The organism is Mesorhizobium sp. M0088, from assembly GCF_040322895.1.
Lineage (GTDB): Bacteria > Pseudomonadota > Alphaproteobacteria > Rhizobiales > Rhizobiaceae > Mesorhizobium.
Window position 1 is genome coordinate 104,786 of the sequence record NZ_JAMYUI010000027.1, and the last position, 8,766, is coordinate 113,551.

11 protein-coding genes and 1 pseudogene are annotated in these 8,766 nt (G+C 63.7%); 5 read left to right on the top strand and 7 right to left on the bottom strand.

Annotated elements, in window-relative coordinates; genetic code table 11:
- Positions 1-87: 87 nt before the first annotated feature.
- From NKJ67_RS27965 to NKJ67_RS27975, 3 genes are read right to left on the bottom strand one after another with little or no spacing between them, the layout of a single operon-like run.
- Positions 88-939 carry an ABC transporter permease gene (locus NKJ67_RS27965; protein ID WP_127268481.1) on the bottom strand — a complete coding sequence of 284 codons (852 nt, stop codon included), beginning with the start codon at positions 937-939 and terminating at the stop codon, positions 88-90.
- Complete coding sequence (locus NKJ67_RS27970; RefSeq protein WP_352584426.1) at positions 926-1,753, bottom strand: ABC transporter ATP-binding protein; 828 nt, start codon at positions 1,751-1,753, stop codon at positions 926-928. Before NKJ67_RS27970 ends, NKJ67_RS27965 begins: the two co-directional genes overlap by 14 nt.
- A 12-nt stretch (positions 1,754-1,765) precedes the next feature.
- Positions 1,766-2,770, bottom strand: coding sequence for an ABC transporter substrate-binding protein (locus NKJ67_RS27975; protein ID WP_127272561.1), 1,005 nt, complete (start codon positions 2,768-2,770; stop codon positions 1,766-1,768).
- Between the two features lie 265 nt (positions 2,771-3,035).
- On the opposite strand from NKJ67_RS27975, the gene NKJ67_RS27980 reads away from it, so the two are divergent.
- The 4 genes and pseudogenes from NKJ67_RS27980 to NKJ67_RS27995 all read left to right on the top strand — a co-directional run bounded on the left by NKJ67_RS27980 (position 3,036) and on the right by NKJ67_RS27995 (position 4,995).
- Entirely contained in the window at positions 3,036-3,419 is a 384-nt protein-coding gene (locus NKJ67_RS27980; RefSeq protein ID WP_127271694.1) for a RidA family protein, read from the top strand.
- A gap of 54 nt (positions 3,420-3,473) precedes the next feature.
- The gene (locus tag NKJ67_RS27985) at positions 3,474-4,277 is read left to right on the top strand and encodes a creatininase family protein (RefSeq protein ID WP_127331442.1); all 804 of its coding nucleotides are present in this window, start codon (positions 3,474-3,476) and stop codon (positions 4,275-4,277) included.
- Between the two features lie 168 nt (positions 4,278-4,445).
- Positions 4,446-4,700: a type II toxin-antitoxin system ParD family antitoxin gene (locus NKJ67_RS27990; protein WP_127271993.1), complete on the top strand. Its 255-nt coding sequence runs from the start codon at positions 4,446-4,448 to the stop codon at positions 4,698-4,700.
- Positions 4,700-4,995, top strand: a pseudogene (locus NKJ67_RS27995) (type II toxin-antitoxin system RelE/ParE family toxin). The gene NKJ67_RS27990 and the pseudogene NKJ67_RS27995 overlap by 1 nt, the downstream one beginning before the upstream one ends.
- Before the next feature lie 22 nt (positions 4,996-5,017).
- Here NKJ67_RS27995 and NKJ67_RS28000 read toward each other — a convergent pair.
- Complete coding sequence (locus tag NKJ67_RS28000; protein WP_127272559.1) at positions 5,018-5,527, bottom strand: tyrosine phosphatase family protein; 510 nt, start codon at positions 5,525-5,527, stop codon at positions 5,018-5,020.
- Positions 5,524-6,573, bottom strand: a complete 1,050-nt coding sequence (gene cobD, locus NKJ67_RS28005; RefSeq protein WP_352584430.1) for a threonine-phosphate decarboxylase CobD — start codon at positions 6,571-6,573, stop codon at positions 5,524-5,526. Before cobD ends, NKJ67_RS28000 begins: the two co-directional genes overlap by 4 nt.
- Here cobD and cbiB point away from each other — a divergent pair.
- Positions 6,572-7,540, top strand: a complete 969-nt coding sequence (cbiB, locus tag NKJ67_RS28010; protein ID WP_127331448.1) for an adenosylcobinamide-phosphate synthase CbiB — start codon at positions 6,572-6,574, stop codon at positions 7,538-7,540. The two genes, cobD and cbiB, sit on opposite strands and share 2 nt — an antisense overlap.
- A 40-nt stretch (positions 7,541-7,580) precedes the next feature.
- Here cbiB and cobO read toward each other — a convergent pair whose 3' ends face one another.
- Entirely contained in the window at positions 7,581-8,195 is a 615-nt protein-coding gene (cobO, locus tag NKJ67_RS28015; protein WP_127331450.1) for a cob(I)yrinic acid a,c-diamide adenosyltransferase, read from the bottom strand.
- Between the two features lies 1 nt (position 8,196).
- On the bottom strand, positions 8,197-8,643 hold the full coding sequence (gene cobU, locus NKJ67_RS28020; protein WP_352584434.1) for a bifunctional adenosylcobinamide kinase/adenosylcobinamide-phosphate guanylyltransferase: 447 nt from the start codon (positions 8,641-8,643) through the stop codon (positions 8,197-8,199).
- Positions 8,644-8,766: the final 123 nt, after the last annotated feature.

An 8,766-nucleotide genomic window follows, 5' to 3' on the forward strand; every position in this document is an offset into this window, starting at 1 on the left:
GGTCGTGACAACAGCCAATCTCCCCCCTTGAGGGGGAGATGTCCGGCAGGACAGAGGGGGGCGCTTCGCGCCAACCTTTCAGTCATCCTAGCGCTCCTGCTTCAGTGCGCTTTCGTGCCAGCGCCGCAAAATGAGATGCGAAATCAGCGACAGCACGAGGAAGATCAAAATGCCGGTCAGCGAGATCAGGAACAGCGCAGCGAACAGCCGCGGCGCGTTGAGCCGGTAGCCGGCCTCGATGATGCGTGAGGCAAGACCGGACGACTGGCCGGTGGTGCCGGCGACGAACTCGGCCACCACGGCGCCGATCAGCGACAGGCCTCCGGCGATCTTCAGCCCGCCGAGGAAATAGGGCATCGCCGCCGGTAGCCTGAGATAGCGCAGTTGCTGCCAGCGCGTCGCGCCGTTGAGCTTGAACATGTCGCGCAGATTGCGGTCGACGGAGTTGAGGCCAAGCGTGGTGTTGGACAGGATCGGAAAGAAGGCGACGATCCAGGCGCACAGCAGAAGCTTGGTCGTCTGGTCGTTCACATAGATGTTGATCAGCGGAAAGATCGCCACGATCGGCGTCACCTGCAGCACGATGGCGAAGGGGAAGAACGACATCTCCACCCATTTCGATTGTGCGAACAGCACCGCCAGCCCGACCCCGCCGATGACCGCCAGAGCCAGGCTGAGGAAGGTGATGCGCAAGGTCACCAGCAGCGAGGAAAACAGCAAGCCGGCATCGTTGTAGAGTGTCCACAGAACCACGCCCGGGCGTGGCAGGATGTATTGCGGAATCTCGTTCCAGACGCAGATGCGATCCCACAGCCAGATCGCCAGGATCATGATCGCCAGCGGCAGCACCCATCGGCCGATCCGCTCGAACCGCGCCTGGCGCACGCGGCGCGCCTCCTCGGGGTCGAGTTCGAGCGCCCGCTCGTCAATGGCCGTCATGATGCGCGCCTGCTGTTGAATTGATGGCCTTGACCAGCACATCGGAAGCCTGACGGCACAGTGCCGCATAGTCGGGCGAGGTGCGAAACACCTCATCGCGCGGATAGGAGGCCTCGATGGCAAGTTCGTCGAACACCCGGCCCGGCCGCGCCGCCATGACAACGACGCGGTTGGACAGGAACACGCTTTCAAAGACGCTGTGGGTGACGAAGACGACGGTGAAGCGTTCGTCCTGCCACAGGTCCAGGAGATCATTGTTGAGCTTGAAGCGGGTGATCTCGTCGAGTGCCGCGAACGGTTCGTCCATCAGCAGCACGCGCGGTTTGGTCACCATGGCGCGTGCGATCGAGACGCGCATCTTCATGCCGCCGGACAGTTCGCGCGGCACCGCGTCTTCGAAACCGGTCAGGTGAACCCGCGCCAGCATTTCCGTCACCGCAGGTGCCGCCTTGGCACGGGAAATACCTTTCAGCCGCAGCGGCAGCCAGACATTGTCGAAGATGTTGGCCCAGGGCAGCAGCGTCGGCTCCTGAAAGACGAAGCCGATGTTCGAGCGGTCAGCTGAGCCGCCGCCGCGCCAGTCGAGCACGCCGGAGGTCGGCGTCGACAGGCCGGCGATCAGCCGCAGCGCCGTCGACTTGCCGCAACCCGACGGCCCGAGCAGGCTGAGGAAATCGCCTTCCCTGATGGTCAGGTCGACATCGTTGAGCGCCGTCACGCCGTTGGAGAAAACCTTGCCGACGCCACGCAGCGCCAGAAGCGTCGGGGCCGCACCCGATGCAGCCGGCGCTTGCGCCACCTTTTCCCTTATCATACCGGGACCGGCCTATTTCTTCAGCTCGAGCCCGACGCCTTTGTTGATGAAGGTCAGCGTGTAGGCCTTCTTGATGTCGATGCCGGCTGGCGTGACCTTGGCCTTGACCATCTTGTCGTAGAAATTCTTGATCCGCTCGTCGGTCATGGCGCCGATGCCGAGCTTTTCGGTGTCGCCGGAATCGGCAAGGCCGAACTTCTTCATCTGCTCGATCGAGAACGCGATCTGCTCGTCGCTCATATCGGGATTGTCTTTCTTGATCATGTCGTTGGCGGCCTTGTTGTCGCCGTACAGATATTTGTACCAGCCCTTGGCCGAGCCATCGACGAAGCACTGGACCACCTCCGGCTTCTTGTCGATCGTATCCTGCATCACCTCGATCGTCGTCGAATAGGTGTCCCAGCCATAGTCGGCGAGCAGGAACTGGTTCGGCACGAAGCCGCCTTCCTTCTTGACCGCGAACGGCTCCGAGGTGACGTAGCCCTGCTGGATCGACTTCTTGTTGGCGAGGAAGGGAGCGGTGTTGTAGGTGTAGGGCGCGCGCTTGGAAGCGTCGAAGCCGAGTTCGATGACCATCCACTGGAAGAAGGTCTGCACGCCCTCGTCGCCCAATATGTACTGGTCGGCGTTCTTCAGGTCCTCCCATTTGTCGAGCCCTTCGCCGGGGTGGGACATGATGACCTGCGGGTCCTTCTGGAAGTCCGCCGCCACCACGCGCATGGGAATGCCTTGCTGGACGGCATCGAAAGCCGACAGCAGATTGCCGCCCATGTAGAAATCGATCTTGCCGGCCAGCAGCAGCGGTCGGCCGCTGACCTGCGGACCGCCCTGCATGATGGTGACGTCGAGGCCGCAGGCGGCGTAGGTGCCGTCCGCCACGGACTGATAATATCCACCATGCTCCGGCTGGGCCAACCAGTTGGTGCCGAAGGTGACTTTCTCATTCGCAGCAGCACCCAGCGTACTGGCTGCAAGCAGGGCCACCGCCGCCACCGAGATCTTCTGTTTTCCGTACATCCACACCACCCTCTGTTTGCTCCGGCGCGCCACGCGCCAGGCTCGACACCAAAGATTCAAGAAGCAAGACACATGCCACCGGCGTCTGGCGCCGGGACCGCCCGCTTGAAAGACGTTGCCATGCCAAGCGCGGACGGGTCATGCTGTACGAAAGGCATCGTGCCTATTTTTTGAACGGCTGTCCACAATCGCCCGGGCAACATGCACCGCCATCTTGAAGGTGTAATGGGTCCGGCTTTAGGCTGGCGGCACCCAGGAGATTGCCATGTTCAGATTCCTCACCCCGAAGTCGATCAAGCCGCCCTTTGCCCGCTACAGCCACGGGGTCGAGGTACCGCCTGGAAAGCGGCTGGTGCTGTGCTCGGGTCAGGTTGCCATAACCGCGGACGACCAGATTCCCGAAGAGGCCGGCGCACAGGCCGAACTCTGCTTCCGCAACATCGAAGCGATCCTCGGCGAAGCCGGGCTGGGCCTACGCGACATCATCCGTATCAACGCCTATGTCACCGACCGCGCGCATCTGCGGCCCTATATGGATGTCCGCGACCGGCTGTTTTCCAGCCCCGCGCCGGCCTCGACGCTGATGATCGTCTCCGGCTTTGCCCGACCCGAATTCAAGGTCGAGGTCGAGGCTATCGCGGCCGGGTGATCGACAGACAACCTCCGCCGCGCTAGGTCTGGCCGTTCATCGAAGAGGCATGACATGACTGTTGCGAAGAAACGCGTGTGGTGGGGCGACTACCGGACCACCGAATACGCCTCGATGGATCCGGAGGCGACGATCGCCGTGCTGCCGGTGGCGGCGATCGAGCAGCATGGCCCGCATCTGCCTGTCTCGACCGACACTTCGATCATGAACGGCATGCTCGACACGGTCATCGCCCGCCTGCCCGACGATCTCGACGTCCGCATCCTGCCGGTCCAGGCGGTAGGCAAATCGAACGAACATTTGCATGCGCCGGGCACCCTCACTTTGCCGGCAACGACGCTGATCGAAGCCTGGACCGAGCTTGGCCTGTCGATCGCGCGCGCTGGCGTGCGCAAGCTTATCGTGGTCAATTCGCATGGCGGCAACGAGGAGATCATGGGCATCGTCACGCGCGAATTGCGCGTGCGCGAAAAGATGCTGGCGGTAAAGACCAGCTGGCAACGGTTCGGCCGCCCGGCCGGCATGTACACCGAACTGGAGGACCGCCACGGCATCCATGGCGGCGATGTCGAGACCTCGCTGATGCTGCATTTCCGGCCGGACCTCGTCGACATGGCCAAGGCCGACAATTTCGTTTCCAATGTCGCCAAAGCCGAAAACGAATTTTCGCTCCTGCGCCACACCGGCACCCACGCCTTTGCCTGGATCGCTGGCGATCTCAACCCGAATGGCGTCGTCGGCGATGCCAGCATCGCGACGGCGGAGAAGGGCCGGCTGACGGCAGAATATCAGGCCGACGGGTTCATCAGCCTGCTGCGGGATGTGCGCAAGGCGAAGCTCGCGGACTGGTTGACGTAGCCTCCAAACCAGTGGTCTGGCATCGAAAGGCAAGCGCTGTCCTCTTGAACAAACCAGGCGACGGAGGGCGGATCTGACAATCGCGCTTTTGGACAAGAGATTTCCGCACAAGAGATTTTGACAAACTTTGCCAAAACGGACCATACTGGACGAGATATGGAGGCCAGTATGGCAACGATGAACGTATCATTGCCCGACCCGATGAAAGATTGGGTGGAGGCGCAAACCGAAACGGGCCGTTACGCCAACGCGAGCGACTATGTGCGCGATTTGATCCGTCGGGATCAGGAGCGCAATGACAAGATTGCCGCCATGCAGCGCTTTGTCGATGATGGCTTGAAGAGTGGCATCGGCAATCGATCCAGGGACGCGCTTTTCACGGAGGCGGTTAAACGCGCTGAAAAGCCATCCGGCAATGGGTAGTGGGATTTCGCCTTTCTTTAGCTGCGGAAGAGGACATCGTCAGTATTGCCGAGCAAGGGGTGCGCCTGTTCGGCGCTGTGCAGGCCAGACAGTATCATGACGAGTTGTTCACGATCTTGACCTGATCGCTGCCAGTCCCCGAATAGCGCGGGAGCGGCTTGAATTGGCGCCACCGATGCGTATCCATCCCTTCAAAGCCCATCTTGTCGTCTACCGGATCGAAGCCGACGACGACGTGTTCGTTGTCCGGATACGGCACGGGCATGAAGATTGGGCGAATGAAGGCACCCGATAATCGAACAACGACATGGGGGCAGCTAGCTGTCGATCCTCAGCGCGAAGGGCGTGCCTTCAAAGGCATCCGCACCGCGGCCGATCGATTCGATCGCCTCGATCATGCGGCCGTTGCGATCAAGCAGCGCATCGGCCACCGCGATCAGTCGCGGATTGGGTGTTGCCGAGGGCGACAGCGCCCGCAGCGTCCGCGCCAATTCGGCCTCGTCGCGTTTCGGCGCCAATGCGGCCGCGATGATATAGGCCGAAGCCGTCGAGCGGCTGATGCCGGCATAGCAATGCACGAGCATCGGCCTTGCCCGGTCCCAGCGGCGCGCGAAATCGAGCAGGTTGCGGACATGCTCCTCGCCCGGCATGGTCATGCCGTCCTGCGCCGCCGCGATGTCATGCATGACCAGATGCAGATGATTTTCTTTCGATATCGAGGCCGGCCGGACCACCGCCGTTCCGGCGGCAAGCAGCGACAGCATGCGGTCGGCGCCGCTCCTGGCCACCGTTTCCTCGATCTTTGCCAGCGAGCAGACATGGATCATTGTTTCGAACCCTTCGATTGAAGCTCGCGCCGCGACGCCCATTCGGCAAGAACGGTCTCGAGCCGCTGCCATTCCTCCTCACTCCCCGGCAGGCCGGCGCGCAGAACGTCAGGCCGATCGGCAAAATGGCGAAGCAGAATGCCGCGCCCGCCGAGCGCGGCAAACAAATCGGCAGCATGCGGTAGGCGAAGAAAACGGAACAGCGTGGTGCCACCCATAACGGGAATACCGAAGCGGCCGAACAGCGCATCGAGCCGCGCCGATTCATCAGCCAGCGCCGTCCGCATCGCGTCCTGCCAGTCGATGTCGGCAAGCGCGCGAATGCCGTATTCCAGCGCCGGGCCGGCAACGGCCCATGGCCCGAATTGTGTTTCCAGCCGTTCGACCGTCACAGCATCGGAAAGTGCAAAACCGAGCCGCAGGCCGGCTAGACCAAAGAACTTGCCGAACGAGCGCAGCACGACGACGCCGCCCTGGCCGACATCGCCGCAGAGGCTATGCTCGCGCGGCCCAACATCCATGAACGCCTCGTCGACAACCAGCAGCCCGCCCTTGGCGCGCAATCCGGCAGCCAGAGCCAGCAACCGGTCGCGCTCGATGACACGTCCATCCGGATTGTTCGGATTGACCATGATGGCAAGGTCGGCGTCCGCCAGGTCAGCGAAATCGCCGACCTCGGTCACCGCGTGCCCGGCGATCACTGCTGCGCGGGCATGTTCGGCGTAGGTCGGACCCAGCACCAGCGCCCTTCCGGGGGTAATCAGCGAGGCGACGCGCGGCAACAGGATCTGCGTGCCCGGTGCCGCCACGATGTTGGCTGGCGACGGCGCCCCATAGGCACTGGCAGCGATCTCTGTCAGCTCACGCGTGCGCGCGGCTTCCGGCAACCGCGACAGCGAGGTGGCGGGCAGGTCGAAAAGCGGGTAGGAGTGCGGATTGATACCGGTCGAGAGGTCGACGAATGGCAGCAGGGCGTTGGGGAAAAGCGCCCTCGCGCGGCCAAGACTTCCACCATGGTCCACAACCGCCCCATTAAGAAGCTTCATGTCAGTCCTGATCGCTTTCCTGTCATTGGCCGTCGAATTCGCCCTCGGTTACCCCGATTGGCTGTTTCGCGCCATCGGCCATCCGGTGACGTGGTTCGGCAGGCTGATATCCTTTCTCGACCGCAGGCTCAACCGCGCCACTGATCCCGACGCGCTGCGTCGCAAGCGTGGTGTCCAGGCGCTGCTGGTCATCGTGCTGGTGCCGGCGATAATTGGCCTGGGCGTGCAGATCCTGTTCTGGTTCGTTCCCATGGGCCTGGTCATCACTGCCCTTCTGGCAACGTCGCTTCTGTCGCAGAAGAGCCTCTATGAGCATGTCGAGGCTGTGGCGGACGCGCTCGACACCGGTGGCCTCGCTCTGGCCCGCCTTGCCGTTTCGCGAATCGTCGGCCGCGACCCTGAAACGCTCGACAGGGCCGGCGTCTGCCGCGCCGCGATCGAGAGCCTGGCTGAGAATTTCTCCGACGGCATCGTCGCCCCCGCCTTCTGGACCGGCGTCGGCGGCCTGGCCGGCGGCGCCGCCTACAAGGCCGCCAACACCGCCGATTCGATGATCGGCCACCGCACCCCGCGCCACGAGGCCTTCGGCTGGGCGGCGGCGCGCTTCGACGACTGGATCAATCTGCCGGCGTCGCGGCTGACGGCGCTGCTGATCGTGCTGGCGGCGTTCTTCGTCAAAGGCGCTGATGCGAAAAATGCCTGGCATGCGGTGTGGCGCGACGCGAAAAAACACCGCTCACCCAATGCCGGCTGGCCGGAAGCGGCGATGGCCGGTGCGCTCGGCCTGGCGCTCGCCGGGCCGCGCAGCTACGGCGGCGTGCTCGTGGACGACGTCTTCATGGGCGAAGGTGGGCGGCGCGAGGCCGACAGCGTCGACATAAGGCGAGCGCTGAAACTCTATCGCGTCGCCGACTATCTGCTGATCGCGCTGTTCGGGTTGGTTTCGGTCGTTGTCATCGTGGCGTGATCTACTTCACCCTCCCCCTTGTGGGGAGGGTAAGAAACGCTCAGAACTCGATCCCCTGCTGCGCTTTCACGCCTGCGGAAAAATGGTGCTTGGTTACGCCCATTTCGGTGACGAGGTCGGCCGCCTCGATCAGCGCCGGCTTGGCGTTGCGGCCGGTGACCACGACATGCAGGCCCTCACGCCGCGCCTTCAACGCCGCAACCACTTTGTCGAGGTCGAGATAGTCGTAGCGCAGCGCAATGTTCAGTTCGTCGAGCACCAGCAGGCTGATCGACGGATCGGCCATCAGCTCAAGCACCTTGGCCCACGCGGCTTCGGCGGCGGCGATGTCGCGCTTCAGGTCCTGCGTTTCCCAGGTGAACCCCTCGCCCATCGCGTGCCAGACAACGCGGTCGCCGAAGGCGGCGAAGGCGTCCTTCTCGCCGGTGTGCCACTTGCCCTTGATGAACTGGACGACCCCGACGCGCTTGCCGTAGCCGAGCATGCGCAGCGCCAGGCCAAAGGCGGCGGTGGTCTTTCCCTTGCCCGGTCCGGTGTTGACGATGAGCAAGCCCTTCTCGACCGTCTTGCTCGCCACCTCGGCATCCTGCACAGCCTTGCGCTTGGCCATCTTGGCGCGGTGGCGTTCTTCGTCCCTATTGTCGATGTCGGTCATGTCATTTCACCTTGAGCGGCAGCCCTGCCACCATCAGCAGCACCATGTCGGCGACGGCGGCGACCTGCTGGTTGAGCCGGCCGGCGGCATCGCGAAACCGGCGCGCCAGTGCATTGTCCGGTACGATACCTTGGCCGACTTCATTGGACACCACGAACCATGGCCCGCGCGGCCGCGACAGCACCTCCGCCAATCGCCGGCATTCCAGCTCGAAATCGTGTTCGGCCAGCATGTGGTTGGTCAGCCACAGCGTCAGGCAGTCGACAAGCACCGGCCGATCCTCCGGCAAGGCGGCAAGCGTACCGGCGAGATCGAGCGGTGCGTCGATGGTCGTCCAGCCTTCGCCGCGCCGCGATCGGTGCAACGCGATGCGTTCATGCATCTCGTCATCATAGGCTTGCGCCGTGGCGACATAGATCCAGGGAGGCGGCAAGGCGGTCGCCAAAATTTCGGCGTGGGGGGGGGGGGGGGGGGGGGGGGGGGCGCGCGGGGGGGGGGGGGGGGGGGGGGGGGGGGGGGGGGGGGGGGGGGGGGGGGGGGGGGGGGGGGGGGGGGGGGGGGGGGGGGGGGG

What these genes read in the sequence shown, in the direction of transcription:
- NKJ67_RS27965 (WP_127268481.1), bottom strand. Translation starts at nt 939, where the DNA reads ATGACGGCCATTGACGAGCGGGCGCTCGAACTCGACCCCGAGGAGGCG.
- NKJ67_RS27970 (WP_352584426.1), bottom strand. Translation starts at nt 1,753, where the DNA reads ATGATAAGGGAAAAGGTGGCGCAAGCGCCGGCTGCATCGGGTGCGGCC.
- NKJ67_RS27975 (WP_127272561.1), bottom strand. Translation starts at nt 2,770, where the DNA reads ATGTACGGAAAACAGAAGATCTCGGTGGCGGCGGTGGCCCTGCTTGCA.
- NKJ67_RS27980 (WP_127271694.1), top strand. Translation starts at nt 3,036, where the DNA reads ATGTTCAGATTCCTCACCCCGAAGTCGATCAAGCCGCCCTTTGCCCGC.
- NKJ67_RS27985 (WP_127331442.1), top strand. Translation starts at nt 3,474, where the DNA reads ATGACTGTTGCGAAGAAACGCGTGTGGTGGGGCGACTACCGGACCACC.
- NKJ67_RS27990 (WP_127271993.1), top strand. Translation starts at nt 4,446, where the DNA reads ATGGCAACGATGAACGTATCATTGCCCGACCCGATGAAAGATTGGGTG.
- NKJ67_RS28000 (WP_127272559.1), bottom strand. Translation starts at nt 5,527, where the DNA reads ATGATCCATGTCTGCTCGCTGGCAAAGATCGAGGAAACGGTGGCCAGG.
- cbiB (WP_127331448.1), top strand. Translation starts at nt 6,572, where the DNA reads ATGTCAGTCCTGATCGCTTTCCTGTCATTGGCCGTCGAATTCGCCCTC.
- cobD (WP_352584430.1), bottom strand. Translation starts at nt 6,573, where the DNA reads ATGAAGCTTCTTAATGGGGCGGTTGTGGACCATGGTGGAAGTCTTGGC.
- cobO (WP_127331450.1), bottom strand. Translation starts at nt 8,195, where the DNA reads ATGACCGACATCGACAATAGGGACGAAGAACGCCACCGCGCCAAGATG.